We start from the raw sequence: 22,920 nt of genomic DNA on the forward strand, positions 1-22,920 counted from the left end.
TGGGGGTTTAGCTCAGCTGGGAGAGCACCTGCTTTGCAAGCAGGGGGTCAAGGGTTCGATTCCCTTAATCTCCACCACATGGGCCAATAGCTCAGCTGGCTAGAGCACACGACTGATAATCGTGAGGTCGATGGTTCGAGTCCATTTTGGCCCACCATGTGATGAAAATCAAAGTTTCGGGAGACCGGGCTTTGAAGGACATCACCAAGACGTACCTTGAAAACTGAATAATAACTGCGAAACAAAGATTATAGTAAGTTCTTTTAAGAAATATTGCAATTTCAAAAGGAAGGGTAACAATAATCTTCGTTGGCAAAAGAGAGAATCAAGAGGATACCAAATGTTCTGAAAGAACGTTTGAAAGGTCAAGCGAACAAGGGCGCAGGGCGAATGCCTTGGCACTGGGAGCCGATGAAAGACGTGATAAGCTGCGATAAGCTTCGGGGAGCTGCAAATAAGCATTGATCCGGAGATTTCTGAATGAGGAAACTCACCTGGGTTCATACTCAGGTACAATACACTGAAATTCAAAATAGGTGTATTGAGGGAACCGCCTGAACTGAAACATCTAAGTAGGGCGAGGAAGAGACATCAAACGAGATTCCGTAAGTAGTGGCGAGCGAACGCGGAAGAGGGCAAACCGAGAGTAGAAATACTTTCGGGGTACGGACTGCTTTTAAGACTTAATCTGTTAACCGAACGGCATGGGAAGGTCGGTCAGAGAGTGTGAGAACCACGTAGGTGAAAACGGAGAGAGCTGCGCAGGATCCAGAGTACGGCCAGACACGTGAAACCTGGTCGGAATACGGGGGGACCACCCTCCAACCCTAAATACTACCCAGTGACCGATAGCGTATAGTACTGTGAAGGAAAGGTGAAAAGCACCCCGGGAGGGGAGTGAAAAAGAACCTGAAACCCTGTGCCTACAAGCACCTAGAGCGCGTCAATGCGTGATAGGGTACTTTTTGTAGAACGGTCCGGCGAGCGATTGTATGCAGCAAGGTTAAGGACTTAAGGTCTGGAGCCGAAGCGAAAGCGAGTTTGAAAAGGGCGTTAAGTTGCATATAATGGGCCCGAAACCGGGTGACCTACCCATGGTCAGGTTGAAGTGGAAGTAAAATTCCATGGAGGACCGAACCGACCTCCGTTGAAAAGGCGGCGGATGAACTGTGGGTAGCGGAGAAATTCCAATCGAACCCGGAGATAGCTGGTTCTCCCCGAAATAGTTTTAGGACTAGCCTCAAGTTAGATACCTGGAGGTAAAGCACTGAATAGCCTAGCGGCCGAGAGGTTAGCGAAGCTTATCAAACTCAGAATGCCAGAGTATTGATGCTTGGGAGTCAGACAGTGTCAGATAAATGTCATTGTCAAAAGGGAAACAGCCCAGATCTACAGCTAAGGTCCCAAAGTCAGGTTAAGTGGAAAACGATGTGAAGATACGCAGACAACCAGGATGTTGGCTCAGAAGCAGCCACTCATTCAAAGAGTGCGTAATAGCTCACTGGTCGAGCGTCTTTGCGCGGAGAATTTAACGGGGCTAAACCTGACACCGAAGCTTAGGCAATACAGCAATGTATTGGGTAGGGGAGCGTTGTATACGCGGAGAAACAGTAGCGTAAGCGGCTGTGGAGTGTATAGAAGTGAGAATGCCGGAATGAGTAGCGCGAATGCAGTGAGAATCTGCATGGCCGAAAGCCTCAGGTTTCTGGAGGAAGGTTCGTCCGCTCCAGGTTAGTCGGGAGCTAAGGTGAGGCCGGAAGGCGTAGCCGATGCACAGACGGTAGAGATTCCGTCACCACCAAAAGAGTTAAGCACAGGGACACATATGAAGTCTCAGAGCCGGGTGTTGGTTCCGGTAGAGATCGAGGGAAATTAGTACCGAAGTCTGAGATGGAAGATGGCGAGAAAAGCTGTGTGTATTTCTGAGGTGCCCGTACCGCAAACCGACACAGGTAGGTAGGAAGAAGATTCTAAGGCCAACGGGAGAAGGGTTGTTAAGGAACTCGGCAAATTGACCCCGTAACTTCGGGAGAAGGGGTGCTCCAGAGATGGAGCCGCAGAGAATCGGCCCAAGCAACTGTTTACCAAAAACACAGGTTTGTGCTAAATCGAAAGATGACGTATACGAGCTGACGCCTGCCCGGTGCTGGAAGGTTAAGAGGAGATGTGCAAGCATTGAATCGAAGCCCCAGTGAACGGCGGCCGTAACTATAACGGTCCTAAGGTAGCGAAATTCCTTGTCAGGTAAGTTCTGACCCGCATGAAAGGCGTAATGATTTGGGCACTGTCTCAACAGCCCGCCCGGCGAAATTGTAGTACCGGTGAAGATGCCGGTTACCCGCGACAAGACGGAAAGACCCCATGGAGCTTTACTGTAGCCTAATATTGGGTTTCGATGTTGCATGCACAGGATAGATGGGACTCTGGGAAACCAAGGCTTTGGCTTTGGCGGAGAGGCCGTTGGGATACCATCCTTGCGATATTGGAATTCTAACCTGCGGCTCTGAATCGAGTCGGGGGACATTGTTAGGTGGGCAGTTTGACTGGGGCGGTCGCCTCCTAAAGAGTAACGGAGGCGTTCAAAGGTTCGCTCAGCTTGAACGGAAATCAAGCAAAAGAGTGCAAACGCAGAAGCGAGCCTAACTGCGAGACTGACGGGTCGAGCAGTAACGAAAGTTGGAGTTAGTGATCCGGTGGTATGTGAGTGGAAATGCCATCGCTCAACGGATAAAAGTTACCCTGGGGATAACAGGCTGATCTCCCCCAAGAGTCCACATCGACGGGGAGGTTTGGCACCTCGATGTCGGCTCATCGCATCCTGGGGCTGTATTCGGTCCCAAGGGTTTGGCTGTTCGCCAATTAAAGCGGTACGCGAGCTGGGTTCAGAACGTCGTGAGACAGTTCGGTCCCTATCTGTCGTGGGCGCAGGATATTTGATGGGAGCTGTCCCTAGTACGAGAGGACCGGGACGGACGTACCTCTGGCGCACCAGTTGTTCCGCCAGGAGCATAGCTGGGCAACTACGTACGGATCGGATAAACGCTGAAAGCATCTAAGCGTGAAGCCGACCCAAAGATAAGATATCCCACTGATTCAATCAGGTAAGATCCCTTGTAGACTACGAGGTTGATAGGCACGATGTGTAAGTGGAGCGATCCATTCAGCAAGTGTGTACTAATAGATCGAGGGCTTGACCACAATTCGCTTGAATTCTCAAGTCAATGACAAAATGTGAGCAGTGATTATTCAGTTTTGAAGGCACGTCCTTCAAGAAATACTGGACAAAGTAGAACAAAAATGTTATACTGAACCAGTCATATTGGTCGGTGACGATGACGGTGAGGTTCCACCTGTTCCCATTCCGAACACAGAAGTTAAGCTCACTCGTGCCCAAGATAGTTCGCTGGAAACGGCGCGTGAAAATAGGTAGTCGCCGACTTTTATATGGCCCGTTGGTCAAGCGGTTAAGACAGAGGCCTCTCACGCCTTTAACATCGGTTCGATTCCGGTACGGGTCACCATATGCACCTCTAGCTCAGTTGGTAGAGCAACTGACTCTTAATCAGTGGGCCCAGGGTTCGAGTCCCTGGAGGTGCACCACAACAACAAAATCCGAACTTTTTTCCGATAGGAGAAGGGTTCGGATTTTTTGTTTTCTTTGGAAAACAAAATGAATCCCTTGCTTCCATCGAAAAATGTAGCTGGAGGTCATGGACTAAAATCATAAGATAAATCAATAAACACCCAAAACGGAGACCTTTTATAAGGTGCTCCGTTTTTTAGGTTGCGTAACGGTGATTTTAATCTTGCACTGCACTGGAAAGAATGCTATACTAGGTAAGCTAAAACTAACTGCGGTATATTTGACCGGATTCAGGAGATCGCGAAAGAAGATGGAACTTAAACAGCTAGAGTATTTTACCATTGTATGTGAAAAAGGCAGCTTCAGCCAAGCGGCAGAATGCCTTTATACATCGCAGCCCAATGTCAGCAAGGTGATCTCCTCGCTGGAAAAAGAGCTGGGGCGAAAACTGGTGGAGCGGAGCAGCCGAGGGCTGCGAATCACGCCCTATGGGGAAACGGTGCGCGATTATGCAAAAGTCATTCTGAAACACGCTTCTCTGATCAGCTCGATGGCGACGCACCACAATGGCAAAAAATTTACGTTGGCAACTTACCCCAGCAATATGATCACGAATCTTCTGGTGGATTTTTATCGGCACTGGGGCAGAGAGTACATTGTCGAGCATCAGGAGGGCAGTGTCGAAGAGGTCAGCAACTGGGTGGCCAGCGGGCAGACGGGAATCGGCATCGTCTATATTGCACAGCGTCAACTGGCGGCGTTTCGGCATATCCTTGGACATAAGAATTTGGAATTTGAACCGCTCGATGTAAAAGAGGCTTGTGTCTATGTGGGACCCAATCACCCATATTACGAGAGAGACTGCGTGGATTTCTCGGAGCTGTCCAGCTTGCGCTTCATCGGGGCGGTACGGGACTACTTTTCTATGGAGCATCATCTGGACCGGGTCTCATTGGGTGCTATCAGCACCAAAGATTTGAATTATTCCATTTACTCGAATAGCGACCACATGACCATCAATGCGCTGATGCAGACCGACCTGTGCAGCCTTGGCATCAATTTTATGCACCAGCCGTATAAACACTATGACATTAAGAATCTGAAAATCAACGGATGTGAGCCATTTTTGCTGATTGGAATCGTTCGACCAGAAGGTGATGAACTAAGTGAAGCAGCACAATGGTTTATCGAAAATTTCAAAAAGTTGCTCTGAGAAAAGGCTTGATTTTCCATAACGATTTGTTATGGAAAACCATGCCGATTTCATCACTGGTCAGGCAGGACAAACTGTGGTATCCTATGGGAGCGCCGCGCAGCAAGCGTGGGGCTCCTTTTTCGTTATAACTGATGTTTTTTGATACCACAGGAGGAAACACACTATGAAAATCTCTCGCAGAAACTTCTGCCTGCTGATGGCAGGTGTCTGCTGCACCGGCGTGCTGGCTGCCTGCGGCTCCAGCTCTTCGTCTACTGCTTCGTCCAGCGCTGCATCTGCTTCCGCTGCGGCATCCGGGGAGGTCCGCGATGAGCTGATCTTTGTCAACTATCGTGATATTCGTGATCTGAACCCGCATCTGTATGCAGGCGAAATGTATGCCCAGAGCATCCTCTACGATACATTGGTCAGCATTACGGCAGATGGCTATGAAGGCTGTCTGGCGGAAAGCTGGGACATCAGCGAGGATGGCTGTACCTACACCTTCCACATTCGTCCCAATGTTCTGTTCTCGGATGGCGAAAAGTGCGATGCCAATGCCATTCTTGCCAACTTCAACGCCATTCTGGAAAACCGCGAACGCCACACTTGGCTGGAGATGATGAACCTGCTGGTGGGTGTGTCTGCTCCCGATGAAAACACTTTCGTCATTGAGATGAGCGAGCCTTACTACCCCATGCTGACGGAGCTGGGCTGCATCCGTCCCTTTGCTATGATCTCCCCCAACTGCATGATCAACGGCAGCACGAAGGATGGCGTCAATGGCCATATTGGCACCGGCCCCTATGTGCTGACGGATTTCGTGACCGATGAATACGCCGTGTTTGAGCGGAACGAGAACTATTGGGGCGAAACTCCGGCCATCCGCAAGATCACGGTCAAGGTCATTCCCGATAACCAGACCCGTATCATGGCGCTGGAATCCGGCGAGATCGACCTGATTTTCGGCAAGAACATGATCGACGCTGATGCCATCAGCCAGTATCTGGACAGCGACAGGTTCACGGTCGGTCTGTCTGACCCCACCTCTACCCGGCACATCGTTATGAACACCACCCATGAGATCCTGGGCGACCCGGCGGTTCGTAAGGCGTTGCAGCACGCTACCGACCGTCAGACCATCTCTGATGGCATCTTCTACGGTCTGGAGCAGCCCGCGGATACGCTTTACGCCACCACGGTTCCCTACTGCAATGTCGGCCTGAAGCCGTATGAGTACAGCACGGAGACTGCGGCGCAGATCCTTGACGAAGCTGGATGGGTCCTTGGCAGCGACAAGATGCGCGCCAAGGATGGCAAGCAGCTTGCACTCGACCTGCTCTACAACAGCGACAGCGTGACGGAAAAGACCATTGCCGAGTATCTCCAGAGCGAGTACCTCAAGCTGGGCATTTCCATGACCATTCACGGCGAGGAAGAGCAGTCCTACCGCGATAACATGAAGGCCGGCAACTTCGATATGGTGTTCAATATCTGCTGGGGTATGCCGTATGACCCGCAGTCTTCGCTGGCTGCAATGCGTGCCCCGGTCTATGGCGACTATGCCGCTCAGCAGGGTCTTGAGGACAAGGCGGAAATTGACGAAGCCATTACCAAGATCCTGACTTCCACGGACGAGGCCGAGCGTCAGGAGCTGTATAAGTCGGTTCTGACCAACCTGCACGAGGACGCAATGTATCTGCCGCTGACCTATGAGTGCAACAAGGCTCTGTACACCTCTGCTCTGCACGGTGTCCACTTTGGCACCGACCAGTATGATGTGCCCTTTGCGGATATGTATTTTGAATAAGAATTGACAGGGAAAGCCGCTTCGGGTATGGAGCGGCTTTTCTTGAAGAAAGGACTGTCCATGAAACGCTATGTTGTACGCAGACTGTTGATGGCGATTCCGCTGCTGCTGGCCATTTCGTTCGTCTGCTTCTGCTTTGTCAATCTGATTCCGTCCAACCCGGCGGAGGTTGCGCTGCGCGTCCAGCAGACCCCTGTGATCACGGAGGAGATCATCGCTGCGATGGAAGAGCAGCTTGGTCTGAACAAACCCTTCTTTGTCCGTTATTTTGATTGGGTGCTGGGCTGTCTCCACGGTGACTTTGGCATCAGCTATGTCAACCCGAAACGCACCGTGGCGGGCGAGCTGCTGCGCTGCCTGCCTGCGACCCTTCAGCTGGCAGGAACTTCTTTTGTCATTGTGGCGGTGCTCAGCATCCCCATTGGCTTCCTTTGTGCAGTCTATAAGGACGGCTGGTTTGACAAAATTATGCGCGGACTGGTCTTTGTGACGACTGCCATGCCTGCCTACTGGGTGGGTCTGCTGCTGATGTGGGGCATTGGCGTTCAATTGAACTGGCTTCCCACCAACGGCAACGGAACATGGCGGCATCTGATCTTACCGTCCTTCACGGTGGCATTGAGCTATATTTCGACGTATATCCGTCTGATCCGCAACAATATGCTGGAAAACATGAAACAGGACTATGTGCTTTACGCCAATGTGCGCGGGCTGCCGCAGAAGTCGATTCTGGTCAAGCACATTCTGAAAAACTCCATGCACACCTGCATCGTGGCGATGGGTATGAGCATCCCGCAGCTGATCTCCGGCACCATCGTGGTCGAAAATGTTTTTTCGTGGCCGGGACTTGGTACGCTCTGCATCAGTTCCATCTTCAATCGGGATTACCCGGTTATCCAGACCTATGTTTTGCTGATCGGGGTACTGTTTGTCCTGTTCAATCTGCTGTTTGATATTTTGCAGACCGTCTCCGATCCCCGTCTGCGCAAGGAGGACTGACCATGAAAGAACGATTCTTCCGCAACCGCACGGCAGTGTTTACCGTTGTATTTGTATTGCTGGTGGGTCTTGTAGGCATTCTGGCTCCTGTCATTGCGCCCAACGACCCCTATGAGACCAATATCCTGAACAAATTTGCATCCTACAGCCTGCAATATCCGCTGGGCACCGACCAGCTTGGCCGCTGTGTCCTTTCCCGCATGATCTATGGCATCCGTCCTACCCTCGGCCTTGCCCTGCTGACCATGTTCGGCACCATCAGTCTGGGTGCCATTCTTGGCATCATGGCGGGTTATTTCCGGGGCATCGTAGAAGAAGTTATCATGCGTGTGGTGGATGTGATGCTGTCTTTTCCCAGCCAGATCATGGTGTTCGCTGTTGTGGCACTGCTGGGTGTCAGTGTCCAGAACGTCATCATTGCAAATGTTTTCATCAAGTGGGCGTGGTATGCCCGCATGATCCGCACGGGCGTCATGCAGTACCGCGACCGCAACTTTGTTCAGTTCTCCCGCTGCGTGGGAATGCCGGAGCGGTTCATCCTGTTCCGTCATCTGCTGCCCTCCATCACTTCCGACCTAGTGGTTCTGGCTTCACTGGATGTGGGCTGGGCGATCATCAATATTTCCACGCTGTCGTTCTTGGGACTGGGCGTACAGGCCCCCACGCCGGAATGGGGCGCAATGCTCAATGAGGCAAAAAATGTGATGACTTCGAACCCGGTGCAGATGATCGCTCCAGGTATCGCCATTGTGGTGCTGGTCTGTGTGTTCAACCTGATGGGCGACACCCTGCGCGATGTGCTGGACACCAAGGAGGTGCAGAAATGACCCCTGTTTTTGAATTGAACGATCTGCACGTTTCTTTGCAGAGCCACCATAAGGAGATCGAGCTGGTGCGCGGGGTGTCCTTCGCGGTTGCTCCCGGCGAGTGCCTCGGCATTCTGGGGGAAAGTGGTTCCGGCAAGTCAATGTCGATGAAAGCGGCGATGGGCCTGCTGGACCACAGCTTCCATGTCAAGGGCAGTGCACAGTTTCAGGGGGAAGAGCTTCTGGGCAAGAGTGCCGAGGAGCTGCGCCGTCTGCGCGGTGGAAAGGTGGGCATCATTCTTCAAAACCCCATGACCTGCTTTGATCCGCTGTACCGCATTGGGCAACAGATCGCTGAGACGTTTTCGGCGCATAATAACTGGACAGCAGAGGAAATCCATATCCGCTCACTGGAACTGCTGGAAAAAATGCGCATCCGAAACCCGGAGGAAGTGCTGGAAAAATATCCGCATCAGCTTTCCGGCGGTATGCTCCAGCGCATTATGATCGGCATTGCAACAGCCATGAAACCGTCTCTTCTGATTGCAGACGAGCCAACCACGGCCATTGATGCCATCACCCAGTATGAGATTCTGAATGAACTTCTGCATATCAAAGAAAATCATAACACAGCCATGATCTTCATTTCACATGACCTGAATGCCATTTCTCGCGTGGCAGACCGTATCGTGGTGCTGAATCACGGAGCAGTGGTGGACCGCGGCGATTTCCAGCATATCCTGCATCATGCACAAGACCCCTATACGAAACTGCTGGTGGAGAAGCGCGCGGATGTGATGCGTCGGTACACCGCTGTTTTGAATGGCAAAAAGGAGACTGCCCATGCTTGAACTCAAAAACATCAATGTAAGCTTCCGCAGTGAGCGGCAGGATAAAATTTTTGGCCATACCCGGCAGCAGGTGTTGTTTGATGTGTCACTTACCGTAAAAGAGGGCACCTGTCTCGGTATTCTGGGGGAAAGCGGTTCCGGCAAATCTACGATGGGCCGTGTGCTCTGCGGACTGCTCAAACCGGACAGTGGCGAAGCCGTTCTGGATGGCGTTTCGGTCTACGCTTCCCGTGCCGGACGGCAAAATCTGCAAAACAAACTCAGTATCGTGTTTCAGGATTACACGACGTCCGCAAATCCCCGGTTCCGCATTCGGGATATTATTGGGGAAGGTCTGACCGTACAGGAACGCAGAGAGGGCAAAAAACTGGATCGGAAAGCAGAAACGAGCCGTTTGCTGGCGTTGGTCGGTCTGCCTGCCGATTTTGCTGACCGGTTTCCCCATGAGCTTTCCGGCGGACAGCTGCAGCGTATCTGCATTGCCCGCGCAGTGGCCTGCAAGCCGGAGATCATTCTGTTTGATGAAGCGATCTCCTCGCTGGATGCACATACGCAGGTACAGGTTATGGACTTGCTGCGGGAACTGAAAGACCGCCTTGGTTTGACGTACATCTTTATCACCCATGACCTGACTTCCATTACCTATCTTTGTGATGATGTGTTGTTCCTGTATCAGGGCCGGGTCACAGAGAACCTGCCGGTCGAGCGTATCAGTGAAACGAAGGACGAGTATGCCCGTAAGCTGCTGGAATCCATTGTCGTCTTTGATACGGAGGAATCGGCATGACACTGTGCGGCTTTGAAATCGCCCCCGGCGAAAAACGGCAGGTGAAACTGCCTGTTCCCGGCGGTGCACCGCTGGAAGCATGGCTGCTGTGCGGGGCGCACCCCGGAAAGACGCTGGTGGTCACAGCTGGGGTGCATGGCTGTGAGTACGTCGGCATTCTGGCTCTGCAAAAATTAGTGGAAACGCTGGACTGTGCCACTCTTTTTGGACAGGTCATTTTGCTGCCGCTGGTCAATTCCAAAGGATTTTTTGCAGGGGTAAAACAACTGAATCCGGCAGATGACAGGAACCTGAACCGGGAATTTCCCGGCAAGGAGAACGGAACCGAAACACAGCGGATGGCATGGACGATCGAAAAACTCCTTTACCCGGAAGCGGATTTTCTTCTGGATCTTCACGGCGGAGACTGGAATGAAGAACTGGCCCCGTTGGTATTCTTTCCCTGTGGAGCCGGGCAAAAATTGGAGCAGGAGACCCGCAGGGCGGCACAGGCTCTTTCGGTTTCCATGCGGGTCTGTTCAACAGCTCGAAATGGATTGTACAGCTGGGCAGCACAAAAAGAAATCCCTGCTTTGCTGTTGGAGCGAGGCGGAAATGGCCGCTGGACTCCCGAAGAGGTGGAAGCAGATTGCGAGGATGTACTCCGTCTGATGAACCATCTTGGAATCATAAAAGAAGATTTCAATGTGATCCGTCAGACAGAAATCTCAAAAGCCGTCTACGAAGAAGCACCGGCAGATGGATACTGGTTTCCGCAAGTCTGTGCTGGGCAGGAAGTATTAAAGGATGCACTGCTGGGCAGGTGGAAAAGCTCCGATGGGACGCAGAACTGCGAGGTCCGTGCAAGATTTGCAGGGCGGGTTTTGTATGAGACCACTGCACTGGGCGTTCGCAGAAATGACCCGCTCGTTGCATATGGAACAGCATGAGTTTCCATAAAAACAAAAACAGGGTGCGCCCCGGAATAGGACGCACCCTGCCATCGCAATTCACAATTTGATTTGTTGGCAACAACCGTGAATTGCATATCGCAAACACGTTGTTGAGAATTGCGCTGCTTGAAAAACTTGCGATTAAATCCGCATACGACAGCGATATGTACAACAGGGCGTTCCCCGTCGGGAACGCTCTGTTTCTCTTTGCTGGGGGCATGATGAGCCTGCTCCGCCTGCCAAGGCAAGCTCGCGTTTGCGCAGCAACAAAAGCCCCATTGGGGCTTTCATTGCTCTGCTCCGCTGCGCAAACGCGAACTTTTGAGAATACGTCACTTTCGGCAGTGTGCAAGAAAACACAAGGAAAACTTTGGCAAAAAGAGAGAGGGCTGGACGGTGCCAGCCCTCTTGACAAGGAAAAACACAAGGCTCTTTATTATAATAAAGCTATAAGAACATAATAAAGGCAATTATTTGAAATTTTTGAAAAAACAGAAATCATTTTGATGATATGGGACGTTTTAATAGACAGGAAGGGGGGTGAACCGTATCCAGACAGAATTATTGCTGCGGAAAGTGCAGAGCGGAGATACGGGTGCGCTGGACACTCTGATTACAGCGTACTATCCACAAATTCTGAACTATTGCCGTTGGCATACAGCGGACGAGCAGCAGGCGCAGGATGCAGCACAGGAAACCTTTTTGAAGGCGGTGCGCTGGCTGGATTCCTGTGGTGGATTTCAGGGGGCATTCCGTCCCTTTCTGTACAAAATCGCAAAAAACATTTGCATCGATCTGAACCGTACGATGAAGCGGACGGAGGTATCGCTGGAGAGCTTGCCGGGCGAACCCGCCTATCAGGAAAGCGGCTTTGCTGCGGCAGAGGAGAAAGCAAACCTGCGAGCGCTGACGGCCCAGCTGGAGCCGGAACAGCGGGAACTGGTATTGCTGCGGTTCGCACAACAGCTTAAATTGCGGGAGATCGCGCAGATTACAGGTCTGCCCCTGCGCACAGTGCAGTCCCGCCTGCGTGCCGCATTGAAAACCTTGAAAATGCAATTGGAAAAGGAGGACTGGAGATGAATCGAGCCTTTGAAAAAGAACTGTCCAGAGCACTGGCGACAGAACTTGACACAGCCGCACCGAAAACGCTGCTGCGCCGCTGCCGGGCGGAACATGTCGTAAAACAACGGAGTGATTGGCGTGATTTGCTGCACTGCCAGTTCAAATTGCTGGGCTGGAAGGTCTGGGCGCTGGAAGCAATAGCGGCACTGGCGTTGTACAGTGTGGGTCGGGAACTTGCCCTGTGGGAGAAGGCATGGACATTACGCAATGCACTGTTTGGTCTGAGCACACTTGCCATGCTGACAGCCATGCTCGGCCTGCCGTTTTTATACCGGGCAAGTCAATATAAGATGCTTGAACTGGAACAGGCCACATATGCAGGAATCGGTCGTCCGCTGGTGATGCGGTTTTTGCTGCTGCTGGCGGGGGAAACGATTCTGCTAGGAGTGCTGGTACTCAATGTGCGGGCAGCCGTGCCATGGAGCATCGGGCAACTGCTGGCGGTGCTGACCGTGCCATTCCTGACCGCAAACAATGAGCTGCTTCTGTTGCTGCGCTGGGTGCGCCCGGAATGGATGATGACCGGGGCTGTACCGCTGTTTGCAGGGCAGCTGTGTTTGCTGCGGTTCGTGCAATTATCGGAACTGCCGAAAGGTCTGCCGCTGGCGGCGGGTGTACTGGTGCTCTGCATGGTGTTGCAGTGCATCCGGCTTGCCGCCCGGTCAGAATATATTGCAGAAGCTTGAAAGGAACAAGTCATGGAACTGAAAATTCAGAATATTACAAAGCGATACCGGGATAAAACGGCGGTGGATGATGTGTCCATCACTCTCACGCCGGGTGTGTGGGGACTGCTGGGGGCGAATGGCGCAGGCAAAACAACCTTAATGCGGATGCTGGCGGGCATTCTGCGGCCCAGCAGTGGCCGGATTTTGTGCGATGGGGTGGAGGTTGGAACGCTTGGTGCGGCCTACCGGGAAAAGCTGGGGTATCTGCCGCAGGAATTCGGGTTTTACCCGGAATTCACGGTGCAGGACTATTTGGAATATATGGCGGCGCTCAAGGGTCTGCCGCGCACAGAGGCTGCCCGGCAGATCGACGCACTGCTGGAGCGGGTAAGCCTCACTGAGGTGCGCTGCAAAAAGATCATAAAGCTTTCCGGCGGTATGAAGCGCCGGGTAGGCATCGCACAGGCACTGCTCAACGACCCGGAAATTTTAATTCTAGATGAGCCCACGGCAGGGCTGGACCCCGGAGAACGGGTGCGCTTCCGCAATCTGCTGTCGGAGTTTGCGCAGGAGCGGATCGTTCTCATTTCAACGCATATCGTTTCGGATGTGGAATACATTGCAGCTGAAAATGCCGTGATGAAGGCTGGCAAAATCATTGCACAGGACACCACCGAAGGGCTGGTAAAGCAGATCGAAGCTAAAGTCTGGCAGGGAAATATCCCGATGGAACAGCTTGCCCGGTGGGAATACCGGCTGCGGGTGGTGAACCTGCGCAACGAGCCGGACGGAACGGTAACATTGCGGTATCTGGCGGATGCACCGCAGCTGCCGGACAGCGTCCCGGCACAGCCCCGGCTGGAAGATCTGTATCTGTGGCTTTTCCCAGAGGAAATGGAGGAAGCAAAATGAACCTGTATCGTTTGGAATTGAAACGTGTGTGCAAAACCCGTATGACAGCTATTCTGCTGGCCATTGCGCTGGTGCTGGCTGTGGTCATGGCATATCTGCCGGTGACCTTTATCGGCTGGACGGAACTGGATGCCAGCGGAAACAAAGTGAGTTACACGGGTCTGAAAGCAATCAGGAAACGGCAGGAGCAGCAGGTATCCGGTACCATCACGCCGGATGTCATGCAGGAAGCACTGGAAACCTATCAGCGGGTGTACCGGCAGTATGATGCAAGCTCCATCAACGATATCCCGGTCGAGGTATTTTATAAAGAACTTGCCCGGTATCAGCCTCTTGTGAACAACGCAAAGGAAGCCTTTGCCGACCCGAAAACCGGCATGGCACCGGGCGTGATGGGGCTGACCGCAGAGGATATGCAGAACTTTTACAGCCAGCTCCCCAAACGGCTGGAATCGGTGATCTGGCTGGAACAAAGCGGAAAGCCCGGCTATGAGCAGGCGCAGGCCATTGCACAGAAAAAGTTCGATGCTGTACAAAAACCGTTCACCTATTCATTTGGGGTCAGTTCAGATGCAATGGATTACCAGACCCTGTTGAGCTTGCTGCTCACCCTGCTGTGCGCGGTGATTGCGGCCCCGGTGTTTGCATCGGATGCACAGACCGGGGCGCAGGACATCCAACTGTGCGCAAAAAACGGCGGTCTGCGGCTAGCAGCGGCAAAGCTAGCGGCGGCGTTTAGTATCACAGGGGCGGCGTATCTGCTCTGCGGCGTGGTGTGGATCCTGGTCACGAATGCTCTATTTGGCTGGGAAAGTACCCAAACTTCCGTGCAATGGCTGTTTTCTGTGACCAGCCTGCTGCCGTATACCGTTGGCCAGATGGAGTGGGTCATGCTGGTGGCAAACTTCCTGCTCTTCTTTGCGGAGGTGGCCTTTGTGCTGATGGCATCCGTATGGGCCAAGAACAACCTGACCGCTTTGTCTGTGGCGCTGATCAGTGTGGTGGCACCGCTGATTGTTTATATGGTCGTGCCGGGCTCCTTTGGAGAATGGCTGTCCACCCTGATTCCGGCAGGGGGCATTGGGCTTTCCAATGCATTGCTGTATAAAATGATCAGCTTTGATTTTCTCTATGCAGGCGGGCATGCCTTCTTTCAGGCAGATGTACTGCTGGCATCGGCACCGATCAAGATCGTTCTGCTCGTTGGATTGGCAGCATGGGGGTATCTGCGAAAGACCAAGGTGGCTTAAGCTGGGCTATGCAGACTTGATTCTGAACGGCGACCCGGAGGAATATTTGAAAAATGTAGCTGGGAGCCGTGGACTAGAAAGCTAAATGAATGTTGGACATTACTGTTTTTTAACGGGTGATGTCCGGCATTTTTTAGTGTTGGCCGATTAATTTTAATGGAATCTTTATACTTCTACAATTTTCTTTACGGCTCTTTTATTTATTCCATGCTAATCTTTATGCACACGGATAGGTAAAGGAGCTTTTATGATTCAATATCCTCGTTACAGGCAGCACCGTTTTTCTTCTTTTCAGGTCATTATTGCAGGTTTTGCGGCAGTTGGTCTGGTGGGCGCATTGCTTCTGATGCTCCCGATTGCTACACAACAGCGGTGCGTCACACCGTTCCATGAGGCATTATTTACCTCTACCTCCGCCCTTTGTGTGACCGGACTTGTGGTTCAGGATACCGGCAGCTACTGGTCGGTATTCGGGCAGAGCGTGATCCTTCTTCTGATCCAGATCGGAGGATTGGGTGTCATTACGGTGGGCGCTGCCTTTGCGCTGCTTTCCGGGCGAAAGATCTCCCTCAAGCAGCGCAGCACGATGCAGGAAGCTACGGCTGCCCCGCAGATGGGCGGCATCGTGCGGCTGACAGGCTTTATTCTGCGGATCACCGCCCTGTTTGAATTGGTCGGTGCTGCACTGCTGCTGCCGACATTTTGCGCCGATTATGGATTGCGCGGGATCTGGTATGCACTGTTTCATTCCATTTCGGCGTTCTGCAATGCCGGCTTTGACCTGCTGGGAACAGAGGGGGCAAAATTTGTTTCGCTGACACGGTATGCAGGAAACCCATTGCTTACCACAGTGATCGCTGCATTGATCGTCTTTGGCGGCCTTGGCTTTCTGACATGGGAGGACATTTGTACATATCGCCTTGATTTTCACCGTTACCGGATGCAGAGCAAGGTGATCCTTGTCACAACGGCATTTCTTCTGGTGCTGCCGACGCTGTACTTTTATTGTTTCGAGTTCACGGCAGGCTCTGCCCGGCAGCGCATTTTATTGTCGATGTTCCAATCCGTCACACCCCGTACTGCTGGTTTTAACACCGCTGATCTTGCTGCGATGGGCAGCACTTCACAGGCATTGATGGTGGTTCTGATGCTGTTGGGCGGTTCGCCCGGCTCTACGGCAGGCGGCATGAAAACCACAACATTTGCCGTTCTGCTGGCCAATATGTGGGCGACCTTCCGCCGCAGAGAAGATGCCGAATTTTTCGGGCGGCGCATAGATGGTTCCGCGGTCAAGAATGCTGCCACGATCGCAGGGATGTATTTGACGCTGTTCTTCCTCGGAGCCTTTGTCATTGCTGCGGCAGAGCAGCTGCCGATGTCGGTCTGTCTGTATGAAACTGCTTCGGCTGTGGCAACGGTAGGTCTGACATTGGGCATCACGCCACAGTTGGGCATCCTTTCGCAGGGGGTGCTGATCGCACTGATGTTTCTAGGACGTGTTGGTGGATTGACGTTGATCTATGCGGCATTTGGCAGTAGCCCTGCCCACTCTCGTCTGCCGCAGGAGAAGATCGCAATCGGATAAAGGAGACAGGTATGAAATCGATTCTTTTGATTGGGCTTGGCCGTTTTGGCCGCCATATTGCGCAGGAACTGAATGAGCTGGGTCATCAGGTCATGGCGATCGACAGCAACGAAGACCGTGTGAACGCCGTGCTTTCCTATGTGACGAATGCACAGATCGGTGACAGCACCAGCGAATACTTTCTGCGTTCCCTTGGCGTTGGCAATTTTGATGTGTGTATCGTAACCATCGGCGGCAATTTTCAAAGCTCACTGGAAACAACATCACTGCTCAAGGAACTGGGCGCAAAGCTTGTGGTCTCGCGTGCAGAGCGGGATGTACAAGCCAAGTTTCTGCTGCGCAACGGTGCGGATGAAGTGGTCTACCCGGAAAAGCAGCTGGCAAAGTGGGCAGCGATCCGATACAGCTCCGAACACATTCTTGATTATATCGAGCTGCAGGACGACCACGCCATCATGGAAGTGACCATTCCGCCGGAATGGATGGATCGTACGATCGGTGAGATCAATATCCGAAAAAAGTATAACATCAACATTCTTGCGCTGAAAAAAGACGGAAAGCTCGATATGAACATCACGCCGGATACGCAGCTGTGCCGGGATGAAAGTATGCTGGTTTTGGGAAAATACGCATCGATCCAGAAGTGTTTCCGGCTCTAAAAAGATAGGACGGATCGTATGGATGTTGCTTTGTTATTGATGGTTCTTGGAGTCATGTTGAGTGGTTTTTGGGCAGCAGATGCGCTGGATCACATGCGGAAGGAGATCCTTCGACAGGAAGGAAAAAGACGTGGCTGGTGGTCGTGACCATCAAATTGTGCTATACTGTGGGCAAGGCAGGTGATCTTTATGAATCGGAACGACCCACCCACTGAACATATTCTGGCGTGTCTGTCGTCCTCTCCCTCCAATGCAAAGATCGTGCGGACGGCAGCAACGATGGCAAAGGCGTTTGGAGGGACCTTTACAGCTCTGTATGTCCGGACGCCTGATTCGGATCAGATGGGAAAAGAAGACTGTCGGCGTTTGCAGCAGCACATTCGTATGGCAGAGCAGGCAGGTGCCGACATTTCTACGATCTACGGGGATGACATTCCGCAACAGATCGCAGAGTTTGCCCGCATCTCCGGTATTACAAAAATCGTACTGGGGCGCTCCAGCGTACATCGCCGCCATTTCTGGAGTGGACCGTCACTGACTGAAAAATTGACGATGACTGCGCCTAATCTGGATATTTACATCATCCCGGATGCTTCTGCAGAGAACGGCTACGGCTCAGGAAGAAAGCTGTTCATCCGTCCGTTTCTGCCTTCTGTCCGCGATTTACTGATCACCGCAGGCATTTTGAGCTGTATCACGCTCATCGGCTTTCTTTTTTTACAATTGGACTTTGCGCGCTATAACATTATTACGTTCTATATGTTGGGGGTGCTGTTCACCGCATTGTGTACCAGCGGTTACACCTGCGGTGTGCTGGGCTCCATTGCCAGTGTTGCGCTATACAATTTTTTCTTGACGGAACCGCGCCTGACATTCCATGCGTATGATCCCGGTTATCAGGTTACATTTGCCCTGATGCTGACCTCTGCAATCATTACCTGCACCCTGACAACACGGTTGAAGGATCATGCAAAAATGTCTGCGCAGGCAGCGTTCCGTACAAAAATACTGTTTGATACAAATCAGCTTTTACAGAGAGCAAAAAGCGAGGAAGAAATCCTCTCTCAGACAGCGTCCCAGTTGATGAAGCTGCTGAACCGGAGTCTGATCGTTTACCCGGAACAAAACGGAGATCTTGGGTCAGAACAGGTTTTTTCGGTTGACGGGGAAACGGCGCAAAACATCTTTTCTGCACCGGAAGAACGGAATGCAGCAAACTGGACGTTTGCAAACAAAAAGCGTTCCGGCGCAGGCACGGATAGCTACCCGAATGCAAAGGGGCTTTATCTTGCGCTTCGGACCGGAGGCGGTGTGTTTGGAGTGATCGGAATCGATCTGTCCGAAAAACCGCTGGATGCCTTTGAAAACAGCGTGCTGCTTTCCATTCTGGGCGAAGGTGCGCTGGCAATCGAAAACCGCAGAAATGCGCTGGAAAAAGAGCAGGCAACAGTGCAGGCAAAGAATGAAGAGTTGCGGGCAAACCTGCTGCGCACGATCTCCCATGATCTGCGCACCCCGCTGACCTCCATTTCCGGTAATGCCAGCAATCTGCTTTCCAACGGAGAAACGCTGGATACAGAGACCCGGAACAAGATCTGCACCGATATTTTTGACGATGCACAATGGCTGATCGGTCTGGTGGAAAATCTGCTTTCCATCACCCGCATTGAAGATGGGCGGATGAATCTGCAGATCTCACCGCAGCTGATGGATGAGATGATCGAAGAAGCACTGCATCATGTCAACCGGAAAAGCTGCGAACACACCATCACAACACAGTATGGGGACGAGATCCTTCTGGTCAATGTGGATGCACGGCTGATCATGCAGGTCGTTGTCAATCTGGTGGATAACGCCATCAAATACACCCCCGTAGGCTCGGTTATTCAGATCTCGGCTTACCGGAAAGACCATCAGGTCGTAGTGGAAGTTGCAGATAACGGTCCCGGCATTCCGGATCGCGCAAAAGCACAGGTGTTCGAGATGTTTTATACCGGGCAGAGCCGCATCGCAGACAGCCACCGCAGCCTTGGACTGGGCCTGCCCCTCTGCCGTGCAATCCTGACGGCTCACGGCGGAACATTGACCCTGCGTGACAACATTCCCAATGGCAGTGTCTTTTCCTTTGCATTGCCGCAAAGCGAGGTGAATATCCATGAATAAGCCGACCATTCTGGTCGTAGAGGATGATGTTCCTGTACGGTGTCTGATCACAACGACCCTGAAGACCCACGGCTATAAATATCTGACTGCTTCCAATGGGGAAACGGCAATCATGATGACTACCAGCCACAATCCGGACATCATGCTGCTGGATCTTGGACTGCCCGATATAGACGGCATCGAGGTCATCCGCAGCGTCCGCACATGGTCGAACCTGCCCATCATCGTCCTGAGTGCCCGGAGCGAGGATTCTGATAAGATCGAAGCATTGGACAACGGCGCAGACGATTATCTGACAAAGCCGTTTTCCGTGGATGAGCTGCTGGCAAGACTGCGTGTAACGCAGCGCCGATTGAATCTGCTGGCTTCTGACGGCATCAACAGCCCGGTTTTTGTCAATGGTCCTTTAAAGATCGACTTCTCGGCTGGGTGCGTCTGGTTGAGCGAGAATGAATTGCATTTGACCCCCATCGAGTACAAACTGCTGTGTGTGCTGGCGCATAATGTGGGCAAAGTGCTGACGCATACCTCCCTCACGCAGAAAGTATGGGGCAGTACGCAGGAAAATGACATTGCATCCTTGCGAGTTTACATGGCATCCCTGCGCAAAAAATTGGAACGATGCCCGGATGCGCCGCATCTGATCCAGACTCATGTTGGTGTAGGATACCGGATGCTTCGCGTGGAAAATGATGAATCATAGTAAAAAAACAGGGCGCGCCCCTGAATGAACAACACCCCATTTGTCCGACAGTATTCGGTCTGACAAATGGGGTGTTTTTATATGTCGGAAAAACGAAAGGCGTATAGCGGAGAATGAGACCAATTTTTATAGTGCAAGATGCTTTGCACGATAGTCCCGTGGGCTGATGCCATATACATTTTTGAACGCACGGGAAAAGTGAAGCTGATTGGGATAGCTGACCATGGCGCTGATGGTGCTGATGGGCAGACGGCTTTCAGTCAGCAGCTGCGCCGCCCGTGCCATGCGGTAGTGCAGCAGGAATCCCTGAGGGCTTTCGCCCATGGTATCTCGGAATACCTTGCTGAAATAGCTGCGGTTTAGTCCGCAGAAGGAGGAGATATCCTCGATGGAAATATCTTCGCTGTAATGCTGCTCGATGAAAGACAGATTGAGATATAACAAGTCGCATTTTTGCATTTACGAAACTGCTGGCGGATAGTATAATAATGACACAACAAGAGAAAAGAAACTGTGCAATGTGATGATGCACAAAATTTTCTCGCTGCTTTTGTAAGAGCTGACAAAAGCAAGAAAATCGACACGACCGCCTGTCTGTCGGCATTTCTATTAAAAATAATCTCGTTGAGGTATAGGATCCATGAGTATTCGATTTGATTCCGAGGCACGCATTTTTGTATTGGAGACCGCCCATACCAGTTACCACATGAAGGTGGATGCGCTGGGGCACCTGCTGCATCTGTACTACGGCAAAACCATCGGCACCGGGGACCTGATGCAGCTGTATCCCCGCACAGACCGGGGATTCTCGCCGGATTACTACGCTTACCGCACCCACCGGGGCATTTCCCCGGATCTGCTCCCGCAGGAGTATACCGGCTGCAACGTGGGCGATTTCCGTCTGTCCTGCCTGACGGTGGCCGACAGCCGTGGTGCTTTTGGCGCAGATTTTACCTATGTGAGCCACACGGTGGAGGCGGGCAAATATCAGCTGACCGGTCTGCCCTGTGCCCACGCAGAGGAAAACGATGCCGAGACCCTGATCGTCCGAATGCAGGACGAGGCCACCGGTCTGACGCTGGAGCTGCTGTACGGCGTGTTTGCACAGCAGGATGTCATCACCCGTGCGGCGCGGCTGACAAACCACGGAGATACCCCGCTGCGGCTGGACAAGGCGGCATCTGCCTGTCTGGATCTGCCCTTTGGCAGATGGGATCTGCTGCATTTCCACGGCAGACACGCCATGGAGCGGCAGCTGGAGCGGGAAGCTGTGGGCACCAATATCCAGACCATTTCTTCGGTGCGGGGCAGCTCCAGCCACCACAATAATCCCTTCCTGATCCTCTGCCAGCAGGATGCAACGGAGACCAGCGGTGCCTGCTACGGGGTGATGATGGTCTATTCCGGCAGCTACCAGATGGACGTGGAGCGCTCTCAGACCGGGCTTGTCCGGGTAGTGAGCGGCATTCAGGAGGAGCGTTTTGCATGGAACCTGAAGCCGGGCGAGACCTTTGACACCCCGGAGGTGATCCTCTCCTTTGCGGCAGAGGGTCTGACCCCGCTTTCCCAGCAGTACCACCGCTTTTTGCGGCGCAATATCTGCCGTGGCCCGTGGAAGGACAAACGCCGCCCGGTACTGATCAACAATTGGGAGGCCACCTATTTTGATTTCAACACCGAAAAGATCGTAAAGATCGCTGAAAAAGCGGCCTCTCTCGGCGTGGAGATGATGGTGCTGGACGATGGCTGGTTCGGCACCCGGAATGACGACAATCAGGGCCTGGGCGACTGGACCGTGAACTGCGAAAAGCTGCCCGGCGGACTGGACCCGCTGATCGGGCAGATCAATGCGCTGGGCATGAAATTCGGCCTGTGGATCGAACCGGAAATGGTCAACGAGAACTCCCAGCTGTACCGCACCCATCCGGACTGGGCGCTGACACTGCCCGGACGCAAGCCTGCCATGGGGCGCAACCAGCTGGTGCTGGATCTTTCCCGCCCGGAGGTGGTGGACTATCTGGCAGGGGTTATCGGCAAGTTGCTGCGGGAGCATCACATTGAGTATATCAAGTGGGATATGAACCGCAGCATGAGCGATGTGTACAGCCGTGCTTTCCCTGCCGAACAGCAGGGTGAGATCATGCACCGCTATATACTGGGCGTTTATGCGCTGGCAGAGCGGCTGACGCAGGGCTTCCCGGAGGTGCTGTTCGAGGGCTGCGCAGGCGGCGGCGGACGCTTTGATGCCGGAATGCTGCGCTACTATCCCCAGATCTGGTGCAGCGATGATACCGATGCCATTGAACGGTTGACGATCCAGCACGGCACCTCCTTTGGCTACCCGGTTTGCACCATGGGTGCCCATGTTTCTGCCTGCCCCAATCACCAGACCGGCCGTACTACGCCCATCGACACCCGTGCTGTGGTGGCGATGAGCGGTACCTTTGGCTACGAGCTGGATCTGGGCAAGCTGAAGCGCACCGAGTGCACCGCAGTGAAAAACCAGATCAAGCGGTTCAAGCGGCTGAACGACCTGATCCGCACCGGCGATTATTACCGGCTGACCGACCCGGCAGAAAACGCATATTTCACGGCATGGCAGTTTGCCGCAGAGGACGGCAGCGAGGCACTGCTGAATCTGGTGGTGACCCATCCGCAGGCAAATCCCTTGCCCATCCACCTGTGCTTCCGTGGGCTGGAAGAAGATGCTGTGTATGAGCTGGACGGCATCGACTATTTCGGCTCCCGGTATGCTCACGACGTAGAGGACGGCATTCACAAGGGGATGCGGTTCAGCGGCAGCACCCTGCTGTATGCGGGACTTGTCCTGCCGCAGCTGTTTGGCGATTACCCCAGCGTGCAGCTTCATCTTACACGAAAAAGATAAAGAAA

The 22,920-nt window shown here is 52.8% G+C and carries 18 protein-coding genes, 4 tRNA genes, 2 rRNA genes and 1 pseudogene; 24 read left to right on the plus strand and 1 reads right to left on the minus strand.

Features of this window, described 5'->3' with window-relative positions; all coding sequences use genetic code 11:
• Position 1: 1 nt before the first annotated feature.
• The 23 genes and pseudogenes from MTP42_RS03140 to MTP42_RS03250 all read left to right on the plus strand — a co-directional run bounded on the left by MTP42_RS03140 (position 2) and on the right by MTP42_RS03250 (position 20,028).
• A tRNA-Ala gene (locus MTP42_RS03140) sits at positions 2-77 on the plus strand.
• Positions 78-80: 3 nt separating this feature from the next.
• A tRNA-Ile gene (locus tag MTP42_RS03145) sits at positions 81-157 on the plus strand.
• Between the two features lie 206 nt (positions 158-363).
• Positions 364-3,198: ribosomal RNA gene (locus MTP42_RS03150) — 23S ribosomal RNA — on the plus strand.
• A 124-nt stretch (positions 3,199-3,322) separates the two neighbouring features.
• Positions 3,323-3,439: ribosomal RNA gene (gene rrf, locus MTP42_RS03155) — 5S ribosomal RNA — on the plus strand.
• 7 nt (positions 3,440-3,446) lie between these two features.
• Positions 3,447-3,521: transfer RNA gene (locus MTP42_RS03160), tRNA-Glu, on the plus strand.
• A 3-nt stretch (positions 3,522-3,524) separates the two neighbouring features.
• Positions 3,525-3,600, plus strand: a tRNA-Lys gene (locus MTP42_RS03165).
• 293 nt (positions 3,601-3,893) lie between these two features.
• Positions 3,894-4,796, plus strand: a complete 903-nt coding sequence (locus MTP42_RS03170; RefSeq protein WP_249257946.1) for a LysR family transcriptional regulator — start codon at positions 3,894-3,896, stop codon at positions 4,794-4,796.
• 166 nt (positions 4,797-4,962) lie between these two features.
• Complete coding sequence (gene nikA / locus MTP42_RS03175) at positions 4,963-6,588, plus strand: nickel ABC transporter substrate-binding protein (RefSeq protein ID WP_249257947.1); 1,626 nt, start codon at positions 4,963-4,965, stop codon at positions 6,586-6,588.
• A gap of 60 nt (positions 6,589-6,648) precedes the next feature.
• A complete protein-coding gene (gene opp1B / locus MTP42_RS03180; RefSeq protein ID WP_249257948.1) occupies positions 6,649-7,587 on the plus strand; it encodes a nickel/cobalt ABC transporter permease in 939 nt (312 codons plus the stop codon).
• Between the two features lie 2 nt (positions 7,588-7,589).
• Complete coding sequence (gene opp1C, locus MTP42_RS03185; protein WP_249257949.1) at positions 7,590-8,414, plus strand: nickel/cobalt ABC transporter permease; 825 nt, start codon at positions 7,590-7,592, stop codon at positions 8,412-8,414.
• Positions 8,411-9,244, plus strand: coding sequence for an ABC transporter ATP-binding protein (locus tag MTP42_RS03190; protein WP_249257950.1), 834 nt, complete (start codon positions 8,411-8,413; stop codon positions 9,242-9,244). The genes opp1C and MTP42_RS03190 overlap by 4 nt, the downstream gene beginning before the upstream one ends.
• Entirely contained in the window at positions 9,237-10,031 is a 795-nt protein-coding gene (locus MTP42_RS03195) for an ABC transporter ATP-binding protein (protein ID WP_249257951.1), read from the plus strand. The genes MTP42_RS03190 and MTP42_RS03195 overlap by 8 nt, the downstream gene beginning before the upstream one ends.
• Entirely contained in the window at positions 10,028-10,960 is a 933-nt protein-coding gene (locus MTP42_RS03200; RefSeq protein WP_249257952.1) for a M14 family metallopeptidase, read from the plus strand. The genes MTP42_RS03195 and MTP42_RS03200 overlap by 4 nt, the downstream gene beginning before the upstream one ends.
• Before the next feature lie 92 nt (positions 10,961-11,052).
• Complete coding sequence (locus tag MTP42_RS03205; protein ID WP_249257953.1) at positions 11,053-11,424, plus strand: hypothetical protein; 372 nt, start codon at positions 11,053-11,055, stop codon at positions 11,422-11,424.
• A 79-nt stretch (positions 11,425-11,503) separates the two neighbouring features.
• A complete protein-coding gene (locus tag MTP42_RS03210; protein WP_249257954.1) occupies positions 11,504-12,046 on the plus strand; it encodes an RNA polymerase sigma factor in 543 nt (180 codons plus the stop codon).
• Complete coding sequence (locus tag MTP42_RS03215) at positions 12,043-12,774, plus strand: hypothetical protein (RefSeq protein WP_249257955.1); 732 nt, start codon at positions 12,043-12,045, stop codon at positions 12,772-12,774. Before MTP42_RS03210 ends, MTP42_RS03215 begins: the two co-directional genes overlap by 4 nt.
• A gap of 12 nt (positions 12,775-12,786) precedes the next feature.
• The gene (locus tag MTP42_RS03220; RefSeq protein WP_249257956.1) at positions 12,787-13,668 is read left to right on the plus strand and encodes an ABC transporter ATP-binding protein; all 882 of its coding nucleotides are present in this window, start codon (positions 12,787-12,789) and stop codon (positions 13,666-13,668) included.
• Between the two features lie 41 nt (positions 13,669-13,709).
• A complete protein-coding gene (locus MTP42_RS03225; RefSeq protein ID WP_249257957.1) occupies positions 13,710-14,918 on the plus strand; it encodes a hypothetical protein in 1,209 nt (402 codons plus the stop codon).
• A 1-nt stretch (position 14,919) separates the two neighbouring features.
• A pseudogene (locus MTP42_RS03230) lies at positions 14,920-15,003 on the plus strand (DUF6061 family protein); the annotation flags it as partial.
• Between the two features lie 162 nt (positions 15,004-15,165).
• Complete coding sequence (locus MTP42_RS03235; protein ID WP_249257958.1) at positions 15,166-16,503, plus strand: TrkH family potassium uptake protein; 1,338 nt, start codon at positions 15,166-15,168, stop codon at positions 16,501-16,503.
• Between the two features lie 11 nt (positions 16,504-16,514).
• Complete coding sequence (locus tag MTP42_RS03240; RefSeq protein WP_015565003.1) at positions 16,515-17,162, plus strand: potassium channel family protein; 648 nt, start codon at positions 16,515-16,517, stop codon at positions 17,160-17,162.
• Between the two features lie 279 nt (positions 17,163-17,441).
• Positions 17,442-19,325 carry a DUF4118 domain-containing protein gene (locus tag MTP42_RS03245; RefSeq protein WP_442899463.1) on the plus strand — a complete coding sequence of 628 codons (1,884 nt, stop codon included), beginning with the start codon at positions 17,442-17,444 and terminating at the stop codon, positions 19,323-19,325.
• Positions 19,318-20,028 (plus strand): response regulator, encoded by a 711-nt coding sequence (locus tag MTP42_RS03250; RefSeq protein WP_098923094.1) that lies wholly within the window; start codon positions 19,318-19,320, stop codon positions 20,026-20,028. Before MTP42_RS03245 ends, MTP42_RS03250 begins: the two co-directional genes overlap by 8 nt.
• A gap of 126 nt (positions 20,029-20,154) precedes the next feature.
• Here the strand turns inward: MTP42_RS03250 and MTP42_RS03255 are convergent, their stop codons facing one another.
• Complete coding sequence (locus tag MTP42_RS03255) at positions 20,155-20,472, minus strand: helix-turn-helix transcriptional regulator (protein ID WP_249257960.1); 318 nt, start codon at positions 20,470-20,472, stop codon at positions 20,155-20,157.
• 196 nt (positions 20,473-20,668) lie between these two features.
• Here MTP42_RS03255 and MTP42_RS03260 point away from each other — a divergent pair, with 196 nt between their 5' ends.
• On the plus strand, positions 20,669-22,915 hold the full coding sequence (locus MTP42_RS03260) for an alpha-galactosidase (RefSeq protein WP_249257961.1): 2,247 nt from the start codon (positions 20,669-20,671) through the stop codon (positions 22,913-22,915).
• The last annotated feature ends 5 nt before the right edge of the window (positions 22,916-22,920 follow it).

The sequence above is a fragment of the Faecalibacterium sp. I2-3-92 genome (genome assembly GCF_023347315.1).
GTDB classification, from domain to species: domain Bacteria; phylum Bacillota; class Clostridia; order Oscillospirales; family Ruminococcaceae; genus Faecalibacterium; species Faecalibacterium duncaniae.